15 protein-coding genes and 1 pseudogene are annotated in these 23,809 nt (G+C 37.1%); 11 read left to right on the top strand and 5 right to left on the bottom strand.

The annotated features are described in order from the left end of the window. The 3 genes from QFZ77_RS37675 to QFZ77_RS37665 all read left to right on the top strand — a co-directional run. The coding region (locus tag QFZ77_RS37675) for a hypothetical protein (RefSeq protein ID WP_307449136.1) at window positions 1-191 on the top strand (191 nt) is incomplete at its 5' end. A gap of 413 nt (window positions 192-604) precedes the next feature. Beyond that, complete coding sequence (locus QFZ77_RS37670; protein ID WP_307449133.1) at window positions 605-1,408, top strand: hypothetical protein; 804 nt, start codon at window positions 605-607, stop codon at window positions 1,406-1,408. 123 nt (window positions 1,409-1,531) lie between these two features. Continuing rightward, window positions 1,532-1,819, top strand: a complete 288-nt coding sequence (locus tag QFZ77_RS37665) for a hypothetical protein (protein ID WP_307449131.1) — start codon at window positions 1,532-1,534, stop codon at window positions 1,817-1,819. A 513-nt stretch (window positions 1,820-2,332) separates the two neighbouring features. Here QFZ77_RS37665 and QFZ77_RS37660 read toward each other — a convergent pair. The 3 genes and pseudogenes from QFZ77_RS37660 to QFZ77_RS37650 form a co-directional block, all read right to left on the bottom strand. After that, entirely contained in the window at window positions 2,333-3,256 is a 924-nt protein-coding gene (locus QFZ77_RS37660; RefSeq protein WP_307449128.1) for a hypothetical protein, read from the bottom strand. Window positions 3,257-3,706: 450 nt separating this feature from the next. Then, complete coding sequence (locus tag QFZ77_RS37655; RefSeq protein WP_373462796.1) at window positions 3,707-4,426, bottom strand: peptidylprolyl isomerase; 720 nt, start codon at window positions 4,424-4,426, stop codon at window positions 3,707-3,709. A 210-nt stretch (window positions 4,427-4,636) separates the two neighbouring features. After that, window positions 4,637-4,816 (bottom strand): annotated as a pseudogene (locus tag QFZ77_RS37650) (J domain-containing protein); the annotation flags it as partial. 852 nt (window positions 4,817-5,668) lie between these two features. On the opposite strand from QFZ77_RS37650, the gene QFZ77_RS37645 reads away from it, so the two are divergent. After that, complete coding sequence (locus tag QFZ77_RS37645; protein ID WP_307449125.1) at window positions 5,669-7,993, top strand: HelD family protein; 2,325 nt, start codon at window positions 5,669-5,671, stop codon at window positions 7,991-7,993. Window positions 7,994-8,034: 41 nt separating this feature from the next. On the opposite strand, the gene QFZ77_RS37640 is transcribed toward QFZ77_RS37645, so the two are convergent. Further along, complete coding sequence (locus QFZ77_RS37640; RefSeq protein ID WP_307449122.1) at window positions 8,035-9,474, bottom strand: UvrD-helicase domain-containing protein; 1,440 nt, start codon at window positions 9,472-9,474, stop codon at window positions 8,035-8,037. 6 nt (window positions 9,475-9,480) lie between these two features. After that, a complete protein-coding gene (locus QFZ77_RS37635; RefSeq protein ID WP_307449120.1) occupies window positions 9,481-11,424 on the bottom strand; it encodes an ATP-dependent helicase in 1,944 nt (647 codons plus the stop codon). 136 nt (window positions 11,425-11,560) lie between these two features. Between QFZ77_RS37635 and drmA the strand changes: the two genes are divergently transcribed. From drmA to QFZ77_RS37600, 7 genes are all read left to right on the top strand, one after another. Beyond that, complete coding sequence (gene drmA / locus QFZ77_RS37630) at window positions 11,561-14,857, top strand: DISARM system helicase DrmA (RefSeq protein WP_307449117.1); 3,297 nt, start codon at window positions 11,561-11,563, stop codon at window positions 14,855-14,857. Between the two features lie 6 nt (window positions 14,858-14,863). Beyond that, window positions 14,864-16,615: a DUF1998 domain-containing protein gene (gene drmB / locus QFZ77_RS37625; RefSeq protein WP_307449114.1), complete on the top strand. Its 1,752-nt coding sequence runs from the start codon at window positions 14,864-14,866 to the stop codon at window positions 16,613-16,615. After that, a complete protein-coding gene (locus tag QFZ77_RS37620; RefSeq protein WP_307449112.1) occupies window positions 16,612-17,394 on the top strand; it encodes a phospholipase D-like domain-containing protein in 783 nt (260 codons plus the stop codon). The genes drmB and QFZ77_RS37620 overlap by 4 nt, the downstream gene beginning before the upstream one ends. Window positions 17,395-17,412: 18 nt before the next feature. After that, complete coding sequence (locus QFZ77_RS37615) at window positions 17,413-19,467, top strand: 3'-5' exonuclease (RefSeq protein ID WP_307449110.1); 2,055 nt, start codon at window positions 17,413-17,415, stop codon at window positions 19,465-19,467. A 193-nt stretch (window positions 19,468-19,660) separates the two neighbouring features. Next, the gene (locus tag QFZ77_RS37610) at window positions 19,661-21,388 is read left to right on the top strand and encodes an AIPR family protein (protein WP_307449107.1); all 1,728 of its coding nucleotides are present in this window, start codon (window positions 19,661-19,663) and stop codon (window positions 21,386-21,388) included. A 79-nt stretch (window positions 21,389-21,467) separates the two neighbouring features. Beyond that, window positions 21,468-22,760 (top strand): DNA cytosine methyltransferase, encoded by a 1,293-nt coding sequence (locus QFZ77_RS37605; protein ID WP_307449104.1) that lies wholly within the window; start codon window positions 21,468-21,470, stop codon window positions 22,758-22,760. A 257-nt stretch (window positions 22,761-23,017) separates the two neighbouring features. Continuing rightward, window positions 23,018-23,803 (top strand): protein NO VEIN domain-containing protein, encoded by a 786-nt coding sequence (locus QFZ77_RS37600; RefSeq protein WP_307449102.1) that lies wholly within the window; start codon window positions 23,018-23,020, stop codon window positions 23,801-23,803. Window positions 23,804-23,809 lie beyond the last annotated feature (6 nt).

The following is a 23,809-nucleotide window of genomic DNA, read 5'->3' as shown; positions in this document are numbered from 1 at the left end:
AACTAGGCGAAAAAGTCGCTGGGGCTGGACCATTTAAAGTGGGCTCTACAGTAAAAGATGTACTCGCGGTAATGGGCACGCCAGATTCATACAGTGCATCATCAATGAGTTATGGCCACTCCCTAGTATTTTTCAGTGATGGTGTAGTAACCAGTTATTCGGATATAAATAATAATCTTAAGATTCAATAAAAGTAACAGCCCGAAGTTCATAAAAACTGTTTTTAGCTTTATCCATGTGGCATAGCACTCCCATCCAAAGTCGCAATGTGGAAATGCATTAATGGCTATATAAAAAGCTCGAATAAAAAAGAACCGCCTTCTGGCGGTTCTTTTTTAATGGCGTGAATCAATTTAACGATGAAAGCAGCGAATTAACTCAACTATGAATATTCTATCCTTATTCTATCAAAATTATTCCAATGTTCCTCTTTGAATAATAATAAACTGTGACCTGTCAAAATAAACAGTAGAAACCAATCAAAGTAAGTGGCTCTACAGCGTTTCCATTTATCAAGAGTTTGTCCTACCCAAAATCCAATTGCATCGGAATTTATTATACTATACTCTTGTATTAACAAATGAATTACGAAGGAGGTAAAGAAATGTTGTTACCTGACATATTTAATGAATCTAATAATGATGAGATGGAAAGATATTGGTTCGTTCTTGGCTTTGTATATGTAAATCTAATAGAGGATGAAAGCATTAAATCATTTCTTCATGATTGTAATAAACAAAGTCCGAGGAAGACAACTGAGATGTGCATGCATTTATGGAAAAAAACAACAAATGAAGAAGTGGATTTTATTGCTAAGAGCCCCGAAGTGAGCAATGATCTGACCTTAAGAATAAAGTTATTTCAGTATCACAGTACCCATCTTCAAGAGCTACAGACTGAACTTATGAGTTTATTAAACATAATTGAGTCTACCCAAAAAAAAGCTATCCAGTACGAGAAGATAAAAATGGAGTCCGATCTGAGTGATCTAAGAGAGTGGGTATCAACTAACAATGGAATTCCGCGTGTGTCAGAGGTTATGGAAGTGTTAAATGAAAAATTTAATAACTTACATTTAATTTTTGAGCAAAGGTTATATGACCAGGGCAAGCTAGCTCTTAGTGGTCCCAGCTTTGAAGCAAATGTAAAAGTAGAATCATTTGAAAACTTTATGTATCTAGAACTATTTATATATATCAATAATTTTGTGCTTCCATTGAGATGCGATGCACCAGCTTGCGGAAAAATAATACCAAACCCATCAAAGCATCAAAGGAGAAATAAGTTACTGTTAGATTACCCAACTTACTGTCCAGGAGAAGATCATTATGATTCTTGTAGAGCTAGGGGCAAAAGATACAGAGATAAAATCCGCAAGAGAAATTCAAGGAAAGAGGTGAAAATATGAATTGGAATAAAGTACATACTTTCGCCAAAAGTGCTACTACGTGCTTTTCGATCGTTGCTGCCATTGCATCAATTTTTGTTGTTAAACACAAATAACTTATTCTAAAAAAAGTAGGTGATGAGTTTGGAAAAAAAACAAGAACTGTCGGAGCGGAACAGTGAGGAGATATTAAGGGAATTGCAAGAGTGGAGCAATAAGATAAGAGCGAGAATAGAAGAAGAACGTACGGATAAATTATTACGACAGCAGAGAAAACAAGAATTTTGGTTATCTTTAGGTAGCAAGGCAACGGCAGTAGCCGTATTTGGCATTCTTATTGGTTCAGTAGCTGTAGTTGCAAATAAGAATAATTTAGGAATATCATTTGAATTGAAGCACGGCGAGTCATCCTTAACTGTAGGTAGTAAGTAGGACAGGACTTGCTCACCGGTAGCTCCAGCGGTACTATAAAGTGAGGCTGTCGCGAAATTTCGAGCAGAGCCCATTTCGGTTATTATGGAGCGCGGGGTTAGCTATCATTTGGCGGTAGGTTAGATATTCTCGTCGGACATCGAAAGAGAAACCTGGCTTACCAGGGAAGAGTGCTATTTGATTGCTATCAACTCAATCGGTGTTACTTTGCCATCCTTGGGAGTGCTCCAAGTTTTTAGCAAGGTTAATCAATTTTATTGAGTTTGCTTGGTGGGAATTGGGAAAGGATGATCCAACTGAATGGGAAGTAATGAACGGCTTACGGGATTTCGAAAGAGCTGCGATTCAACATTATAATCCGATATACAACCGGACATAAAGAGCACCTGAATAGATCTCCGACAAGAACTACTGCTTTGTAGATACGTATTTCCGTTGTAGAAGAAGTCACTGTTCCCGCAGTGGCTTTTTCCTTTTTTTGTCAAGGGGGTGCGTTATCGGGTGTTTTTAGTTTCAATCTCTGGTTTGATATGGATACTGTAATGCTGCAAAGAAGTCTGCTAACGGTAGGTTTTCAATATCTTTTTGGCTCGGCATAACAATGAGAAAAGATAATTGATCTTCTGCTCTTGAAAGAATGCCAGTATAATGGGTACCAAAATAATTGTGTTTCAGTACAAAAACCGTGCTAACAGTCTGTGTCAATTGCCTGCGAGACGGAACGAAGGAGACGGCAATCATCTTTCGAAAAGGAATGGTCTTTGTTTTCTGATCGGCAAACGAAATTGTTTCCAAGTAGCTCAATATTTTGATGATCGATCTTCGAAATGAGAAAGGGTTTACCAATTTCTCAGCATCGATTAATTCAAAAATATGGAGAGCGATAGTATAGGCTAAAGGGTATTTTTTCGCGATTTGATCGATGAGTTCGTCATAACCCAAATCCCCGCGAACCTTACATTCTAAAATCGCGAGCGCACTTAAAAGCATTTGAAGATCGGATCTTTCATTATGAGTGACGTCTAACATCTGTTGAAGAATCTTTGATGATTCACTACGTTTGACATTTAGATGATCCTGCGTTTGGTAAATGAGAACATGTTCAAGTGTGTTGCTGAGGGAAGATCCGATTCGCTCAATGATACTATTCGTTTCAATGCAAGCAATACCACCGGAGTAACCATTCCTAATGTGTTTTGCATGAAGAAGCTCATGGGATATTACGTCCTCATTAACACGATCATCTCGAATCTTAATTCTGATGTGCAAGCCCTGTGGTTCAATAATCAGTTGGCAGTGCCCCGCAGATCCTACTACATTAAGTTCCGTTTTCTGCACGATTTCGAAAATAATTGGAATCGGTGAGCCTTGATTGGAAACCTCATTATATAGTTGTTTTAACGTATCCGTATAAAGAATACACTCTAAGTTTTCCATGTTTTACATTCCTTTTTTATACAAGTTATATATATTACAATAACGCAAAACGGCAAATATTAGCAATACCAGCAATACCAGCAATACCAGCAATACCAGTCCCTTCCGAAAGATACATCAGCGGGGAGGGGGGCTAAACCAGTCCTTGTTAAGTCCTTACTCTCATCATGGAGCTGTCTGACCACGTTTGTTCAGCATCTCGTGTTCGGTGACACAAACGTATGCGCTTTCGAGATACCAAACATAATGCGCTTTTTCTTCTTTTTGTACTTTTCTTCTTTTTGTACACCCGACCAATAAAAAAGCCGCGAAAACAGGTCTGCCACGAAAATGACTGGCAGCCTGATTACGTAAACAGGCATATATCGGATGACAAGAACTTGATGTCATAAAAATTGATCCACATTCCAGATCCGAGTCCCATTCAACCGGTTAACCGTTGTTATTATTTTACTGTTCTTTGATGGAAATGGTGTTAATAGTAACCTTTTCTTTCGGCTTGCTTGGACTGGAATCAAAGCCGTTCGGATCTTTTTCCACCGGTGAATTGGCGATTTTAGCGATAGTCGCCATTCCGTCTGTTGTCACTTTCCCGAAAATGGTATAATTTGGTAATTTATTCAAAGAGGCACAATCCAGACCTGAACAAATGAAAAACTGACTGCCATTTGTATTTGGTCCTGAGTTCGCCATGGCCACAGTACCTGGTTCGTATGTGTGTTGTTTCGTCGTTTTCAACTCATCTTCAAACTTGTAACCAGGACCGCCTCTACCGGACCCTTGCGGATCACCCGTTTGAATCATGAAGGTTTTAATAATCCTGTGAAATGTCACGTTGTTATAGAAACCTTGTTTGGACAAGAACACAAAGTTATTTACAGTTTTGGGAGCTTCGTTGACAAAGAGGTCAATGGTGAATGCTCCTTTGGAAGTCGTTACCTCGGCTTGGTACTTTTTATCCGTGTCGATCGACATGTCCGGCGCTTTACTCCATTGCTTGGCCGATGTCGTCTCAGCTTGCCGCGCCTCTGCTGTTGGTGTAGCAGAAAATGAATTGCTTTGTACTTGCGTATTATTCGTTGAAGAGGACTGTGAATTCACATTAGATAATGAAAGGAAAAGTATTATTAATAAAATAAACGCTCCCCCCCCCAGTAGTAAATAGCTTATGGGAATAATCTTACGTGGGGTAATTACTATTGGTTCTGCAGCAGTTTGCTCAGTACCCATAGAAGAATCATTTTTTTGTTTTTTTTCATTTCTATTACTATTAACAAACTCATTGGTTGAGCTACCGAATGCATCTTCTTTCGGATGATTCGTATAAGTGGAGTTATTAAACAATCCCCTGTATGTATGGTATTTTTTGTCATACTCTCCTCTTTTGCGTACATCACTTAACAAATCGAATGCCTCTTTAATTATTATGAACTCTTCAGTCTTGCCGCCGTTATCAGGGTGATACATTTTTGCCTTTTCACGAAATGCTTTTTTTAACTCTTCAGAAGAGGCCGTTGAATCTACTCCAAGTAATTGATAATAATCAATGAAAAAAGACATGGAACCCTCCATAAGTATCGTGATACATTTTTATACCGATCACAATTATTTAGCTAATATTATTTACTCATATTATTTTTTCTCATCCTCGTCGGGATTGATATGTAATGAATACTTTTCCACTTTACCATCACCGTAGAATTTAATTGCCGCACTTTTTGAGTCAAAATATCGAATCTTCAATGTTGATTTAAGCGTACCATCCCGTAAAACCACAATTCCGATTACTGGATATTCCCATGTTGCATGCTGCCAAAAACACAAGTATCATCATCAGTGAAATCAGTTTTTATCTAATAACGTACTTTCATTGATGCGCCTCCTAGTATGTATGTCGTACCAATTTTACAGACAGTACCACAAGTTGTAAACAAGAAATACGCCGCTCCTAAATGGGAACGTATTAAACAGGAGTAAACCCTTGTACTATAGGAGTATGAATATTCGGATCCCTTCTGACCTTTACTAAACTACCCTTCTTAGAAAATGAAGCTATATTTGCAGGCCAAATTCATTCACGATTATGCACCTATGTTTGTGTCTTGACTTCGCGACACAAATATAAGTGCTTTCAAATAAAAAATCCCCAATTTACGGGGATCTCAAAGCACTCATGTTTGTGTCGTCGGATATCTCAAGGGCTTCATTTACATGTTCCTTATTTTTAGCAACAGGAGAACTTATTGTCCTACTTCTAAATCTTTCATTTAACTAATTAGCCTTACTATTTGATTAATTTAATAAATATTTTTATATGCTTATAGTAATGATTCTATTATAATAAATGTAAGAAAATAGTAATATAAAAACTACATATTTTGATTATTTGAAGTATTTTGGAGGTTGATTGAAGTGCAGCTTAGAGGTGGGGGCATAAATAAAGCATCAACTGATCTAGTTTCAGAGGAACAAAATAATCTTGATAAAAAAATAATTGTAATAAAAAATGTTATTGATGAAATCAAAACGGAGAAACCTGTTCCTGATTACCAAATGGAACAAAAGAAAATTGAAAGAATTGAACAATACAAAAAGGCTATCTCGTTACCCTATTTTGGTAGAATTGATATCCATGAAAAGGGACTTGCAGAAATATTATACATTGGTGAGGTTGGAATTGCTAAGTCAAATATGGAAATTGTTGTGGTTGATTGGCGCGCGGATATATCGAAGGTCTTTTATTCATTTAATGGCGGTAGCGGAAATGTTGACTATGTGGCCAATAGTCAGAATAGGACTGTAAATGTACGCAGAAAAAGACAAATTCAAATAAAAAACAGTAAAGTTCTTAACGTAGTTGAAGTTAGTAGTGGTGAAAAATCGTCAACCCCTCCAAAGAATAATATCATGAAAAAATTAGTAGACAAAAAAAATCCTTTAACAACGTTCACAATGTCTGAAGATGACTATAGCGATCCGTTGTCTGGAATACTTTCTGGTAAAAGCGAAACGCATGATTTTAAAGATATTATAGCAACCATCCAATCAGAGCAAGATGAAATCATTCGACTCCCATTGGATAAAAGCATCATTGTGCAAGGTGTGGCTGGAAGTGGTAAGTCAAGTATTGCGTTACACAGGATTTCATACTTACTTTATAAGCATAGGGAATGGTTAAGACCTGATCAGATTCTAGTTCTAGGTCCGAACAAGATGTTTTTATCTTACATTCAGTCAGTTATCCCTAAGTTGGATATAAACGGGGTACGTCAGAATACTTTTATGTCTTGGGCTTTGGAACATCTGAAAGATTTGAGATTAAGAATTAATGATCCCTCAGAAAAGCTATCAAAGATTTTAGACGGTGAAGTCCCACTTGATGAAACGAAATTGATTTCTCAGTTTAAAGGTTCAATGAAAATAAAAGAAGCCATAGATAAATTATTAGCAAACTTTGAGAATAATGTAGCCCCAAAAGGTAATTTCTATATAAATAAGGATTATTTTCTTGAACAACAGTACATAGACTCCTATCTTGAAGGGAAAAAGCATTTACCGATTAATAAAAGGTTACAGATGCTAAAAGACCACCTAAAAGAATGGGCACGTGAAGGGGAGCTAAAGCAAATTGAAGCTGTAAGGAAACAATTTGACTCTATCCACGATAATTGGATAGCTTTGCTACCTACAGGTTCAAAGGAAAGGAAAGATACTTACCAAACCTTCGAACAGTTAAAGGAACAAAAAGTAAACAAAATTAAGACGGAATATAAATTTGCTCTTGATCAATATGTTAAGAAGATAAAACTTTTAGAACCATTAAAGATTTATGAGCAACTTTTTGTGAAAGAAGTACTACTTTCAATGAATATCGGACTAGATGAAGAATTCGTTAACGCATTAATAGAAAATGTTACGCCGGAAAATGAATATGAAGATTTAGGGGCACTGTTATACATAAAATCTAAAATTAATGGTTGGGATGAAAAATTAGAGTATATAGTAGTCGATGAAGCTCAAGATCATAGCCCTCTAGAACTTTGGCTACTTAAATCTCTATGTAAATCTGTTTTGTTTTTAGGTGACGTGACTCAGAATATTTACTTCTATAGAGGAATAAATGATTGGAGTGTACTTTTCCCAAATGTATTTCAATACAATACAACACAGGTTATAAATTTGGAGAAAAGCTACAGATCCACTTATCAGATCATGTCAGTGGCAAATGATATAATTACTAACTCAAAATTAGACTTGCCTATGATTGATCCTCTGTTAAGGGAGGGGGAACTCCCAAAAATCGAGAAAGTGTTGCATGGCAAAGATTTATTTGAAAATATTAGAAATTCAATAACTATTTTCAATAATAGGGGATATAAGATTATCTCAATTATTTGTAAGGATCTCACACAATCAAAGAATCTATTCGAGTACTTAAATAAGAGCGGAGTAGAGTCTGTTCAACTAATTGATGATCCTAATAAAGAATTAAAAGAGAAAATAATTGTTATTCCAAGTTACTTATCTAAGGGTCTTGAATTCGATGCTGTAATTATTCCAAATGCAAGTAAGGACCGTTATGATCCAAACAATATCATCGACCTAAAACTCTTATTTGTATCTGTTACTCGTGCTCACCACGAACTCCATGTATATTATCACGGTGAGCTTACACCGTTGTTAAGTAATAATAATTACTTTGGAAAAGATAATGATACTTTAAGCGACATATTATAAATAGAAGTAAGCCGGATGATTATCATCCGGCTTTATTGATTTTATTGGTATAGTTCGGAGTCTAGTTCGTGTATATATGGGGAAATAGGTGTAACAGCAGAAAGAGTTAGTGTAAGCTTAGCACGTGTCATAGCAACGTAGAGCTTTCTTCTTTCTGTAGCTTTGAACGATTCAGGATCGTCACCAGGCTCCATAATACCATATGGCAATTTTCCATCTTGGAGTCCAGTTACAATAACATGATCGAATTCAAGCCCTTTCGAAGAGTGAAATGAAACTAATTTTACTCCAGGAGTGATGAAATCGGCATCATCTGACTTAATGTGAATACTCCCAATATGATTTCCAGTTAGAGCATCTTCAAATTCAATTAATCTTGCTTGAGAATACGCAATAACGGCGAGTGTGTCATTAGGAAAAATCCCTTGAATTTGTTTGATTTTACGGATCACGGTGATTAATTCATCAGGTAGTTTATTTGATACCATGAGCTCGGGCTTGGGACCAATTGCGTCAGGATCTTGAGACGGGAGATATTCATCATCTGTTACAAGTTGTTTATCATGAGCCTGCAAACTTCTGGCTAATTGAATAATTTGTTTTGTAGAGCGAAAAGTTCTACCTAAAAATTTATTGCGTGTACCTCTGATTTCGATTCCAACACTTTTCCAGGTAAAATGTCTTCTATATATCTGTTGACCCTTATCGGCTGCAATTGTTAAACTCTTAGCCGCTAATAACTTAATAGAACGAAATTGTGCAGGAGTCAGATCCTGGGCTTCGTCAATAAGTACATGACTAGGTAATTTATCTTTTTGTATTTTATCTACGTTATGGATAATTAGTAGAGCGGTATCATCAAAATCGATACATCGACGTCCTTTTAAAATGGATTGATACTTCTCGAAAATATCGTAGATGGATTCGCGGTGACTTTTGGTTACATGAATCTGTGTTCCACGACCTGCTCTAGGAACAGAAAGATACTCCGCGCGGCTAGTAATGTTATTGCTCTTGATCCATGTAATTTCTTCAGATAGGAAGCGTATGAGAGCCTTATCTGCACTTAACTTAGCTACTTGTACCCTTGGTAAATCCGGATCCCCATATTTATTAATGATATTTTTAGCGTATTTTACTAGATCTTCTTTCTCATCAGAAATAGTACGACTGTTAGATATTCCGCATTCGCGTAGTAACTGTGAGCCCCACTGATGGAATGTCATCGCGTGGATTGGTTCATCACTTGTTGCACGTGCCATCTGCACTATATATGTTGACAATGCACGATTATAGGTCAAAAGTAAAACCTTCGGTCCATTTGTAATCTGTTCTGCCTCTTGTTGAAGGTATAAAGCACGCTCCAAAACAACAGTAGTTTTTCCCGAACCTGGGATACCACGAATAAGTAGTTCTCCCTCAGGTCGAAAGTTCACACAACTTTCCTGCTCACTTGTCAGCTTAATCATTCTTATTGCCATGTATGTTTAACTCTCCTCATTATCTTCTTTGAACATTTTCCAGAGCAAATTACGTTCTTCTAGATTTTTTTCTCTCTGCTGTGATCTGGCATTTTCAATTAGTAATAAATAATCGGGGTCAATATCAATCGCAGACCTTATGTCTTTCTTACCACCAAATACATCGTACATCTCGGTTTCTGTCTGTGTGCCCTTACAAAGATTAAAAAAATCTTCGTGGTGGACTCCGGGTTTACCGAGTATGTAGAGTCTCTCTTGAGCACGTGTAACGCCAACATAAAGAAGTCTTCTTTCTTCCTCTATATCGGGTTGACTTCCATGTGGGAAAGAACGATCCCCCAAATAAAGAAGAAAGACAATTCGAAACTCTTCACCTTTCGCCGAATGAACTGTACGTATCTGAATGCCCTTTGGGGCTTGGGTTGAATATTCCTCAGCATTCATGTCCGAAAATATTTGGTCAACTGCCTCATAACAATAAATAGCTCCAGAATTGTGGGCCTCGTTCAGGTAAGAAGTAAATTCCTCTATGGATAAATCTTCTGGTAGAGAAGTTACGTTTTGATCATTTATAACATCAACAAGTTGACGTCCGTAGTTTTCAGGGTCTTGGCAGAATTCATAAAAGTATTGCAAATGTTCTAATCTATTAGAAGTAGAACTAGAGATTGAAATGCTATTTGAATCGTCTACATTAATACTTAGATTTAGGATTGCTTCCCTTACCATATCACCTTGAGGAGCGTGCTCAGAATTTTTGCGTACGAGAACAACAATTTCATGTTCCTGAACACCATCCTCTTTGATTAGTCTCTCTATCTCGTGTGCTACGAATTCAGCTGCCAATTTCAAACGTGGTGCATGAATTAGTCGATTTGGGAAGTTTTTCTCCCTGTACGATTTTAATATTTCATCAGTGATTTCATTCGCAGGTACTAATTTATGCTCTTGTTTAGAATTAATACGCACTTGATTTGCTAAGTCCAAAATAGCAGGTGTTGATCTAAAGTTTTCTATCATATGTACTGAATCGTTAATTGGTATATTTGTCTTTTGAGCTAGTATTGGAAAGTTACGCATGTTGGCAATGCTGGATCCATTGAACGTGTAGATGGTTTGGTCGGTATCGCCAACAACATTTATAGGGATGTTAAGGCCTGCAAATGTAAATAACAAAAGCTCCTGTGCTCTGGAAGTATCCTGATATTCGTCGACTACTATTACTTTTAGACCTTCTTGAACTCGATTAAGGGTTAAACCTTGAGAATGGTTAAGTACATTTATTGCTTCAATTATTAAACCTGTATAATCAATCTTATTGTGTAATTTTAGTAATTTTTCATATCTATGCCATACTGTAATAAGATCGTCACTGCTAATTCGAATGAAAGTTTTTATACCAATGTCAACTTCAAAGATATAACCCTTCTCCACTTGATTTGAGTTGAGAAAGGGAGGCAAATCAGTGGAACCCTGTCTTAGTTCATCTATTGCTTTGAAATATGCAATAAGAGCATCTTCTTTATCTAAACCTTTTCCGACACCTTTAAGTAACTGATCTTGATGATCTAATACAAGGCGATTTACTTTACTATTGGAATCTAAAATGTCGAAACCTGGTTTAAGCCAAGTTTCACCTAACCCAGTTGCAATTCGAATAATTCGAAAAGCTAGACCATGAAATGTATATGTTGGTACAGGGCTTCCAAAAAGGTTTTCTTTACATATTTTTGTTATTTTCTCTACTAGTCTTGACCTAGCAGTTCTTGAAAATGAAATGGCAATAATCGACCCAGGTGCAATATCAAATTCTTGTTGTAAGAATAGGATTCGAGCAGCTAAAGTAGTCGTTTTACCGGTACCTGCCGCAGCGTTAATTATCATATGGGCTAAGGGGGCGGTGATTGCTTTTTTCTGTGCAGAGTTATAATTCTCCCAAAACCGCGACATAGTAATGAATCCTCCATAAGTGTAGTATAAAACATCCAACTTTAGATTCGACATGGCAGGACTTAAGTCCTGCCATGTCGAATCTTTTGTAAGGACTTTTTGTAACGATTTCCAATAATTTGATGGAGTGATCATAGTGGGAATTTTGACTAAAATTGAAATACGCGAAGAGTTAATAAAGCGTATGGAACTTGAATTAGTAGGACCTAACATGACGAATGAGGAGCTAAATGAGTCTCCAACACAACGTTATTTATCAGGTATTCTGTGGCCAGTTGGAACTGAGATTGAAAAGGAAGATGATGAAGACAATTCGACAGAAGAGGATGGTGAGGAATCCGGCTTGCCAGATCGAACCGCACCACTAATGCAAGCGATGAAGCCCTCATCTATAGGTTTGTCATTTGTGATAAATCCGGGAGTTAAAACCCTATTCGTTGATGTCCATTGGGGGCAATATGAACAGAGAGGGGATAGGAAAAATCCGAATTGGCTTAGAACTCCTATTAACTTAACATACACAATTAATATTATTCCGGCGGATGGAAAAAGAAGAACTATTCCAACTGATGATCCCGAGGTTTTTGTCGAGTGGATAACAAGACCGTTGAATGATGGTTTAGGACGACATGCTATTAGCTTATTCCTTGTAAACCGAAAACCAAAGCCTGATAAAGGACCTAAGGATGCTCTTTGTTTATTTCAGCCAGAAATCAAAGTTTACGGAGATGCTAACTCATGGCCCTTCTCCGTTAGAAAAATTAATATAAAGCAGAAAACCAAATATCCTGATGTTGCTGCGGATGAATTACTTTATAGAGATAAAACTGTTTTTGCGGTTGGACATGGTGTTTCTGTGGTTTGGGATTCAGCATCTGAGGATAACCAGAATGCTGCATTATTGAAGTCTGTTGTTATGCCGGTACATCAAATTCCGCGAGTAGTCCCTCCTGATTGGGATGGCGAAGGTTCCCTAGATATGTCTAAGTTAGCAAAAGCATCAAATGGTGATGAGGTATATGAGCATTTAAGTCCTCTAATTGATGCTTATGATCAATGGGTCTGGGATCAAGAAGATGAGGCTGAGTCTTTGGAAGGTGAGATGAGGACGACAGCAAAAGAGCACATAACGTCGTGTAGGGAATCCCTTAATCGTATGAGAAAGGGATTAGATTTAATACGTGCTTCAGGTGATAAAGGTCATATTATTGAAGCATTTCGCTTTGCTAATCGTGCTATGGCCACTCAAAGAACCCATAGTATTTGGGCGAGGACAGCGAGCAAAAATAAAGACTGGTCTAGTGGCCCCCAAATTGTAAGGACAGAATGGCGACCTTTTCAGATAGCATTTATATTGCAAAGTATTACTGGAATAGTTGAGCCTACACATGACGACAGGAAAATAGCAGATTTAATATGGTTTCCTACCGGTGGTGGTAAAACAGAAGCCTATTTAGGTCTTGCTGCTTTTGTTATAGCGTTAAGAAGACTTATTAAAGAGCAAAACGGAATGCGAGCTGATGCGGGTGTAACAGTCTTAATGAGGTATACTCTAAGATTGCTAACTATACAACAATTTCAGCGTGCAGCTACATTGATCTGCGCATGTGAAGTTATTAGGAAAGAAGCACCCGACATATGGGGTACTGAGCCGTTCCGTATTGGACTGTGGGTTGGTAGCAAGAATACTCCTAATGATTATGATAAATGTGAAGAGGTATTACTTAGCAGAACGCATAACCCGGCAGCTTCAACACCGATTCAACTTGTATCTTGTCCATGGTGTGGTGCAGAGCTTAGAAAAAAGGACTATTTTGCATTTCGAAAGAATCGCCGCGTGCTTGTAGGTTGTTCTCGAAGTGAATGTGAATTTCATCGTACCAAAAGCCCTGAAGGAATACCAGCGGTCTTTTCCGATGAAGAGATTTATCGGTTACTGCCGACGTTGTTAATTGGTACTGTAGATAAGTTTGCAAGAATGCCCTGGGTTGCTGAAACTCAAACATTGATGGGAAATGTAAAGGGACAAACAAAGCACTGGGGTTTTATTTCTGAAGGTGCCGATGACACCACGGAAGGTTGGATGAAGACAGTTCTTCAATCTAATTCTTCAACGGGTCAGATAGTGGATAATAGAAAGCTAGTACCTCCTGAGCTAATAATTCAAGATGAGCTTCATTTAATATCTGGTCCTCTCGGAACCATGGTTGGTTCTTATGAAACTGCCATTGACTATTTAGCGACTAGGGAGATCGATGGTAAGAGGATAGGACCCAAAGTTGTTGCATCCACAGCGACAATTCGAAGGGCCAAAGAGCAAATATTGGCGTTGTTTGCAAGGAGATTGGCTATCTTTCCTAGTCCAGGAATATCTGCTGGGGATTCTTATTTCTCAGTTGAACAGCCATTAGAGTCAATACCAGGCAGAACCTATGTAGGAATATTCGCACCTGGACGAAGCGTTAAAACTGCTTTAGTTCGCGTGTACGCGGCCCTCTTGGCAGCAACAGAAGCGATGGACAAGGAGCCAGTTGATTTAGACCCGTATCAAACCTTGGTTGGTTATTTTAATAGTTTGCGAGAGCTTGGCGGCGCTGTACGTCTTATAGAAGACGATGTTAAGGCAAGAATTCGCGTACTAGCCCAGAGAACTAAAGGACAGAAGTATACTTATAAAGCAAGGATACTCAAGGAAAGTGTACCAGAATTAACAAGTCGAGTTGATTCAAGTGAAATACCGGCTATTTTACAAAGGTTAGAACAACCTTTTTATGCTAAAGATGACAAAATTGCTCCTGTTGATATTACACTAGCAAGTAATATGATATCTGTGGGTGTAGATGTAAGTAGACTAGGACTTATGGTCGTAACTGGACAACCCAAAACCACTGCTGAGTACATCCAAGCGACAAGCCGAGTAGGACGTGAGCATCCTGGTTTAGTCTTTACTGTGTATAACTGGGCTAGACCGAGAGATGTTTCTCATTATGAGCGTTTTCGTTCGTATCATGCAGCCTTATATAGATATGTTGAAGCGATTAGTGTTACTCCCTTTTCATCACGTGCGCGAGATCGTGCCCTTTCTGCAGCACTAGTAATGATGTCTAGACTAAATATACCGGGTTTAGCAAAGAAGGAAGATGCAAAAAAGTTTAAACCAACTCATACTTTAGTTAATCAGTTAAAAGATTTTATTAATCAAAGGGTAATGGGTATAGATTCTGAAAGGGCTAGTGAAGTTCTTAAGGATTTACAAAGTTATATTGACTTGTGGGAACTTAAAACTATGGAAGGCGGTCTCGTTTATGACCGAGCTACGAAAAAACCTAAATTACTGTTACCACTGGGTGATAAATCCAAAAATAATGCATTTAGAGTGCCAAACTCAATGCGAGATGTAGAAAAATCAGTTGGAATTTATTTGAAGGAGTAGATATCCGTGCATGGCAAAGTGGGAGAAGTAAGAAATAGTCAATTAATATCGACATTTGGACCAGGAGCAATCATGGACCTCCCTGATTTCTCAGTAATTATCGCTAGTCTGGATCATTGGAACACCAAATTATGTGATGTGATTAGTGAACCTAGACTCCAGAGAAAGCTTAGAATAAATAAGATTTTTTCCCCACCTTCCTTAGATTGGGATAAGGATAACAATCAAGGTACACTTCCTGCATATCGTTTTCCCAGATATATGGTGTGTCCAAATTGTAGAAAATTAGCTCCATATAATAAATTCCTAATTGATAAAGATTCACAGATTGCATACTGCCATTGTGTTGATAACATAAAAGTGTTCCCCGCTCGTTTTATTGTTGCATGTTCTAAAGGACATATCGATGATTTTCCATGGGGTTTCTACGTTCACTCTAAAAAACGTAACTTAGACTGCAAGGGAGACTTAATATTAAACGATAAGGGAGTCAGCGGCTCTATAGCTGATGTTGAAGTGGAATGTAAAGATTGCAAGGAAAAACGAACATTAGAAGACGCGTTTATGGGGGCTGGACTTCCCTCATGCAAGGGGCACAGACATTGGATGGGAGCTTGGAATCAAGAAGAATGCTCCGAGAAATCGAGGGCATTACTTCGAGGGGCTTCCAATTTATATTTTCCTATAGTAGTAAGTGCTCTGTCCATTCCACCTTATACTAGTCCAATTCAACAGGTAGTTGCTGAGGAGATGGAGCGATTAGGTAAGATGGATAATAAAGAGAAGCTGCAAGAACGTATTGAAGAGGATATGTTCCCATCATTCAAAGAATTTGATCTGGATGAACTATGGGAAGTTATATTACATCAACGTGGGCTTGATGGAGAGGACCAGGATTTGTTCTATCCAGAATGGGCTGCATTGCTCGGAGGTACAGGAAATAATTCAGAATTAGAGTTTGAGACAGAAGAGCAAGAGGTGCCAGAACGTTACAAGGAAAACGTTGCAAAAGTTATCATGGTCCGAAGATTAACAGAAGTAAGGGTTTTGGAAGGATTCAGTCGTATCGAGCCACTACCTGATCTAACATCAATTGGCGAAGAAGATGAGACACATAAAGAGTCATTCAAAGCATCGTTAAGTGAACGGAAATTAACTTGGCGCCCAGGCATCATTACTAGAGGCGAGGGTATCTTTATTACCTTAAGTGAAGTTGCTCTGACGGTTTGGGAAGATAAAGTTAAAAATGCTGTGGCTCCAATGAGAGAAGCATTTAGTAAATATTGTAAAGACAGGAATATGGATGATCAGGAATTTCCAGATATGACACGGTATGTATTACTTCATACTTTATCCCATGCACTGATGAGACAATTATGTATGGGATCTGGATATTCTTCAACTTCTTTAAGAGAAAGAATTTACTCTCGGAATAAAGAAGGTCAAAAAATGGCGGGGATCTTAATTTACACTGCCACTCCTGACTCTGAAGGCAGTCTCGGTGGTCTTGTTGAACTGGGTAAAACTGAAAAGTTTGAAGAGGTATTATTTCATGCTTTAGAAGAGGCAAAGTTTTGCTCTGGAGATCCACTGTGTTCCGAACATAAACCGGATGCGATCGGTGATCTAAATGGTGCCGCTTGCCATGCCTGTCAATTGGCCGCGGAAACTTCGTGTGAAAAATCCAATAGATTCCTAGATAGAGCATTTCTAGTACCTACAGTATCCGAACAGTCGTTTGCATTCTTTGATAAATGATGACAAATAATTCATTAGAGAATATTATTTCTCGAATAATTGTTGAATGTAATCAAATGGCCATTGAAAAGATGATTTACTTATTAGAAGAATCATTAGTTACAGAACAAACGACGGCTTATGAATGGGCACGCTTACTAGAACCCTACAGAATACCAGCCCCATTGTTATCTGACTTTAAAGTTGCTTTCTCTTTATATGATTGTTCAATAGATACATTAATTTTTGGTCTTCGTACGTCATTACAAATTAAGAGTAAAATTGGATCAACGGCTCCTTCTATTGAGTTTGTATGGACGGGACCGTTCCCTCCCTCAACTGGTAATGTAAGAAGTACTATGTCAGTTATGCAAGAAATGTTATCAAATGCTATAAGTAGTGTGTTTCTGGTTGGGTATAGTTTCACTAATTCAAGTGCATTTACCCAAGCGATAATACATCAACTTGCTCAAGCAATGAAGAGAGGTTGCGAAGTGAAAATTGCACTTCATGACGCTGGGTATAACTATTACAATTTAAAACAGGCATGGCCTATTCACCTACCATTACCGATTCTTTTAAAATGGGAAGGTATTAAAGGAGATGATAAGGCAAGCCTTCATGCAAAGTTGTTGCTAGTAAATCAAAGTGATCTTTTTGTCACCTCGGCGAACTTAACCCATCATGGTTTAAGTTCGAATATTGAAGTAGGTGTTAGAATTAAGAAAAGTAACATAGCAAAACAATTGGTTCATCATTTTAACTCACTAGAGAGATCCGGCATTCTTCAACGAATATAAAGAGTAGGGGGGGTTGTCTTGAATTTAGCAAGGGATATAAACATCAAACCATCTTTTTTAAGAGAACTACATGCTCTACCTACGCATATGACGAATCAAGTTTGGGAAAAGATTAATTTTTTAGCACAAAACCCGATACCCGATGGTCACTTAAAAAAGAAACTTGTAAAGTGGGATGATGTATATCGTTTAAGAATCGGCGATTATCGATTGTTTTACTCATTTGGTGGAAACTGGATACGTCTTCTTAGTATGCGTACTCGTAAAAATGCTTACCAAAGAGGTATAAGTTATGAAGAACCAATTGAGTTGGGTCACGACTTCGATGCTGATTTGATAGAGGACGAAGAAGTTGCTGCGGGTGTTGAGCAGATTTGGTCAATAGAGAAAACAATTGAATCAAAGAACTTGCCAATGAGTATAAACTCGGAATGGTTAGAACAGCTTAATATTCCAAACAATTATCATCCTAAATTAATAGCCTGTAAAACGGAGGATGATTTATTAGTTTCAGAGGTCCCAGATAAATTTATAGAGCGTGTAATAGACAACTTATTTCCACGTCCAGTACAAGAGATCTTACAACAACCTGACCTGATTGTTTTTGATTCTAATGACTTGATTCGGTACAAAGAGGGAGATCTTCTCGGGTTCCTACTTCGCTTGGACTCAGATCAAGAGCGATTAGTGGATTGGGCGTTGGAAGGCCCCGCTCTCATTAAGGGGGGGCCAGGTACAGGTAAGTCAACGATTGCGTTGTATCGGGTTCGTTCATTGTTGGATCATTATAAAAAACAGGGTAAATCTAATTTGAAAATACTCTTCACAACTTATACTGATGCATTAGCAAGGTTTTCTAACCAATTATTAGAGCAATTGCTTCAAGATCGAATTCATCACGTCAAAATTGAAACTGCAGATGAACTAGCTAATCAAATTGTCCAAATGTTTGACCCCAAACTTCCGATTGCTGATCGCGGTCAGCTCAAAGTTATTTTGGAGGAGAGTTTGAGAAAGGTTGGACAAGAAACTATTTTTGAAAAATATCGCTCTGATTACTTGCTAGACGAATTCGAATGGATTATTGCCGGACGCAACATGAAGGAAATGAACGAATACTTAGAAGTTACACGAAACGGAAGGGGAATCGCATTAAACGGCAAAGCAAGGGAAGCAGTATGGAAATGCTATCAAATCTTTAGTGATGCATTGGCAAATAATAAAGTAACCACAATTTTCCATGTTCGCTCTAGAGCATATGAATTGGTTAGATCTGGCTTATATCAAGAGAAGTATAGCGCGGTGATAATAGATGAGGCTCAGGATCTCACCCCGGTCACTCTTTCTCTTTTATCAGAATTAGCAGTATCCAATAAGGGTATTTATTTAACTGCTGATGCATCTCAATCTATATATTATAAAGGTTTTTCTTGGAGTGAGATTCATAATCGATTACAGTTTAGAGGTAGAGCAATAAACCTCAGAAGAAATTATAGAACAACTAAGGAAATCTCAGAGGCAGCAACTCAATTTTTAAAACAAACAAGCAGTGGTGATCCCGAATCATTAATGTCGAGATCTGCCCAGAGTGGACCACAACCACTACTCTTTGGATATGATTCAAAAGAAGAGCAAATTCAATATATCGTGAAATTTATTAGACAGATGAGTAAACATTTGCGATTAAAAGCTTCTTCAGCAGCAGTACTTGTACCTTCCTCTTCAATTGGAAAGGAAATAGCTGAAGATTTAACAAAAGCTGGTCTACCAAGTAGATTTATGAGAGGGGCTCAATTAGACCTACAGTCAGAGCAAATAAAAGTTCTCACACTTGCTTCTTCAAAAGGGTTAGAGTTTCCAATTGTCTGTATTGCAGGAATAGAAGGAAGGGCTTTTCCTAAGCTCACTGTACAATTAGAAGAAGAAGATTATCTAGAAGAACTGAAGAACACACGGAGAACATTATACGTTGGGATAACCAGATCAATGAGGGGGCTACTTCTACTTTACTCAAAGAAGAACCCGTCCCGTTTAGTACAAGAATTAGATGCAGAGTATTGGCATATTTTATAATACTGAGAAATAGTTTGTTTGACACGAACGGCCAACAGAGATACTCTTTGTTGGCTGTTTATGTATTAATTTGCACCATTAATAGTTACTTCCAAAATAATGATATCACCCAAGCACGATATTTATGATAAAATAATCAATATATGCATTCGGCAAGCTTCGACGTTATTTTTAAGAAATTGGGGTTTTTAACATGGATAATAGTTTGCAAGATTTTGCTCAAGGACTTAAACAACATTTAGAGGGTTTAGCAGCGGCGAAAAATGAAGAATATAGTGTAAAGACATTTGTGGAAAATATTGCAGGGTACTTAGAAGAAGCTGAGGAATTAGATACAGTAGATGTTTGTGATTTCCAAAGACCTGGAATACAATTAAATGGATACGCTATAAATGAAGTGGGTAACAGCATAGCAATTGATTTAATTGTGTGTCTACATACTAAAATTGTTCCACCATTATCGATTCACAAGAATGAATGGGATTCTGTTATTAAAAGAGCAATTGGATTTATTAAGAAAAGTTTTACAGGTTTACATCTAGCAAACGATCAAGTTTATGATATTGCAAAGAAAATTTACGATAGCAAAGAACTAATTAGTCAAATTCGAGTGTTCTTTTTTACAGATGGAATAACGAAAACTATACAGCTTGAAGATGTAGAAGTAGAGGGTATTCCAGTAAGTTTCCAAGTCTGGGATATTGAACGAATTTATCGTATGAGAAGTTCTGGGAGAAAAAAAGAGCCCATTTTAATAGATTTGGAAGGGAAATATGGTAATCCGCTACCTTGTCTTCCAATGCCTGTAGCTAATGATCATTACGACTCATATATGCTCATTGTTCCTGGGATTCTTTTATCCCAGATTTATCATGATTTTGGTGAACGTTTAATTGAAAGAAATGTAAGATCGTTTCTTCAAGTAAGAGGAGTTAATAGGGAAATTAAAAAAACTATTACTAAAGAACCTTATATGTTCTTGGCCTACAACAATGGCATCTCCGCGACTGCGGAACAAATTGAATTTTTTCCTTCAACGGATGGAGTAAAAGTAATTAAATCAATAAGAGATCTTCAAATTGTTAATGGAGGACAAACAACTGCTTCCATTTATCATGCGGCTCAAAAAGATAAGGACGTAGATATTTCACAGGTGTTTGTTCAAATGAAATTAACTGTAATTAAGGACCCTGAAAAAATGGAAGAAATGGTTCCTACAATATCTTTTTGTGCAAATAGCCAAAATAAAATACAGACAGCTGATTTCTATTCCAACAGTCCTTTCCATAGAAAACTAGAACATCTTTCTAGGACAGAGTGGGCTCCAGCTAAGGAAGGAAGCCACAGACAAAGCAAGTGGTTTTATGAAAGAGCTCGCGGCCAATATCTTGATATGAAAAATAAACACATCACTCCAGCCAAAAAGAGATTATTTGAAGAAGATCACCCTAAAGGTAAGCTGTTTACTAAAACCGATTTGGCTAAATATATTATTTCTTGGGAGCAACTACCTCATATTGTTAGTAGAGGTAACCAAAAGAATTTTGATTATTTCTCTAAAACAATTAAAGACATTGATGTAGAACAGATAGATAAGAATTACTATTATAAAACAATAGCTAAAGCAATTATTTTCAATACCATTAGTGAGATGATCAAAACAAAAAATAGAGCAAATATCGTAACATATAGCATGGCTTGGTTATCGTACAAAATGCAAGAACAAATTGATTTGGAAGATATATGGAAAAACCAAGCGGTGCCATCTATTTTAATGGACACAATAAAACTGGTAATAAACGCAGCACATAATCATATTACGAATTCGCCAAATGGAGAGATTTACTCAGAATGGAGTAAAAGAGAGGAATGCTGGACAACCTTTAGAGATATGAGCATCGAAGAGTTCTTAAGGTTATAGTGTTCTCCCTCCTCATTCTGCTTTTTTTCGGTAGATAAACCTGGTATACTTTTTGTATGACGTAATTAGGGGAATATATATGACATATAATTTTATAGATTTGTTCGCTGGGGCAGGTGGATTGTCTGAAGGATTTATAAGACGAGGATTTACTCCAGTGGCGCACGTTGAGATGGATCCTAATGCCGTGCTGACTCTTAAGACACGGATGGTCTATCATCATCTAAAGAAAAAGAAAAAGATAACACATTATTTCAAGTATTTAAAAGGTGAAATTACCAGAGATGAGCTCTATGCGAAATTGCCGCAAGATAAAGATGAAGTCGTTATAAATAAAGAGATATCTGATCAATCAATAGACGAGATCTTTGCTGAAATTGATAAAACTCTGAACAATCAAGAAAGGCAAACAGTAGATGTACTAATTGGTGGTCCACCATGCCAGGCATATTCTTTGGTTGGCAGAGCTAGGGATCCATATGGAAAAGAAAACGACCCAAGGAATTACCTTTATAGGCAATACGTTAAATTTTTAGAAAAATACCAACCTAATGTTTTTGTTTTTGAAAACGTACCTGGTATACTTAATGCTGGTAAGGGAATTTTGTTTAATGACATTGCAAAAATTCTAGACGAATCAGGATACAAAATCAAAGCGAAAATTTTGAATGCAGTAGATTTTGGAGTCTTACAACAAAGAAGACGGGTTATATTAATTGGCTGGAAAAAGGGTTTACAATATGGATATCCTAAATTTAAACCAATTGAACACAATTATTTAGTGAATGATCTACTTAAAGATCTGCCTCCTTTGAACCCAGGTGAGTCGGATGATAGATATAGTACCGATCCAACAGAATATTTATTGAAGTCTAAGTTACGTTCTAAAGATGATGTTCTAACTCAACATATAACGCGGATGCATAATAATAACGATCTTGAAATATACAAAATTGCTATTGAATTATGGAATAAGGAGAAAAAGAGACTAAACTACGCAGATCTCCCTCCAAGGCTTAGGACACATAAAAATTTAGAGGCATTTTTAGATAGATTTAAAGTAGTGGGAGCTGATTTACAGCATTCACATACTATGGTCGCTCATATAGCAAAAGATGGACATTATTATATTCATCCTTCAGATATACAAAGACGATCTCTATCTGTACGAGAAGCTGCGCGAATTCAATCTTTTCCTGATAATTACTTCTTTGAAGGATCAAGAACAGCTGCATTTACACAGATAGGCAATGCAGTTCCGCCTTTAATGGCTGAGAACATTGCAGAGAAAGTTCTAAAATTATTGGAAAATGATGTAAGTTTAGAGTTTGAAGAAGAACTTGAGGATACTCAGCAGCAAGTATTATTTTAAAATTAAACTTCCCTAATAGCTAGGGAAGTTTTTTATGCTTTTTCATTTCGAGACATGATATATTAAGAATAAAAAGTTTTGGTGAATACTATGAAAAATTTGCAAATGAGCCCATGCTTTAGCAACATAAGTATGATAAAACGGATCTTGTTTCAGAGTCGTAGTTTACCTTCCCACGATTATTATCAACTCAAAACTAGACCGGAACACTGCAGCCTAGGTTCTAACAGAAGTGATAAAAAGTAATTGGAGGCTTTATGGAAGAGAATAGAAAATTAGCACTTATCATTTCTTATTATCTTTCTAAATTTGATAGAAAGGCTCTCTCAAATTTAGGGTACAAAACATTCACTGAAGCTTTTAATGATATAGGAGAAAGACTGGGAGTTAAGCCAAACTCAATTAAAAATATGAGGGAGAATTTTGATCCACTACATGCGAATACTAGAGTAGGTTGGTACCAACGGGAATTATCCATAAGTAGATTGGAAATATTAGATAAATATGGGCCGCTTGGGGAAGAAGCTCTAACCTCCATTGTCCAAGAGATACTTAGTAACTATAAAATAGATGGTAACATCAATGAAAGTATTCAAACCTACATAAATATCTTAGGAACTGAAGAGGAAGAGCAGCCGAGTAAATCTAGACAATATACTACTAGGGGATTAACAGGTAAGAGAGCTGAGGATCTTTTCATCGAATTTTTTCGGCAGGGAAGGATTGAAGGGTTCGATGGTGGACTTCTTGATAAGAGAAATGATGGATGTGGTTACGACTTCGAAACAGAATATGAACCAAAGTATATGTTTGAAGTAAAGGGGCTAATGGACAATAAAGGTGGAATCATATTTACAGATAAGGAATGGAACACAGCAAAAGAACTAGGAGAAAGGTATATTTTAGTTTTTATTAGTGACATAGAAGATAGTCCCAACGTAACTGTAATTAAGGACCCATTTCAGAAGATAATAGCCAAAAAAAATGTCTATACCACAATTGCTGTTAACTGGTCAGTAGGAAGTAACCAGTTATTGAACTGAAATTTA

It is taken from the genome of Paenibacillus sp. V4I3 (genome assembly GCF_030817215.1).
GTDB lineage: Bacteria > Bacillota > Bacilli > Paenibacillales > NBRC-103111 > Paenibacillus_E.
This window is presented reverse-complemented; position numbering and strand designations above follow the sequence as displayed.

Coding starts and splice junctions, on each gene's coding strand:
- QFZ77_RS37640 (WP_307449122.1), bottom strand. CDS start 9,474: ATGGCAATAAGAATGATTAAGCTGACAAGTGAGCAGGAAAGTTGTGTG.
- QFZ77_RS37620 (WP_307449112.1), top strand. CDS start 16,612: ATGATGACAAATAATTCATTAGAGAATATTATTTCTCGAATAATTGTT.
- QFZ77_RS37670 (WP_307449133.1), top strand. CDS start 605: ATGTTGTTACCTGACATATTTAATGAATCTAATAATGATGAGATGGAA.
- QFZ77_RS37600 (WP_307449102.1), top strand. CDS start 23,018: ATGGAAGAGAATAGAAAATTAGCACTTATCATTTCTTATTATCTTTCT.
- QFZ77_RS37635 (WP_307449120.1), bottom strand. CDS start 11,424: ATGTCGCGGTTTTGGGAGAATTATAACTCTGCACAGAAAAAAGCAATC.
- QFZ77_RS37660 (WP_307449128.1), bottom strand. CDS start 3,256: ATGGAAAACTTAGAGTGTATTCTTTATACGGATACGTTAAAACAACTA.
- QFZ77_RS37605 (WP_307449104.1), top strand. CDS start 21,468: ATGACATATAATTTTATAGATTTGTTCGCTGGGGCAGGTGGATTGTCT.
- QFZ77_RS37610 (WP_307449107.1), top strand. CDS start 19,661: ATGGATAATAGTTTGCAAGATTTTGCTCAAGGACTTAAACAACATTTA.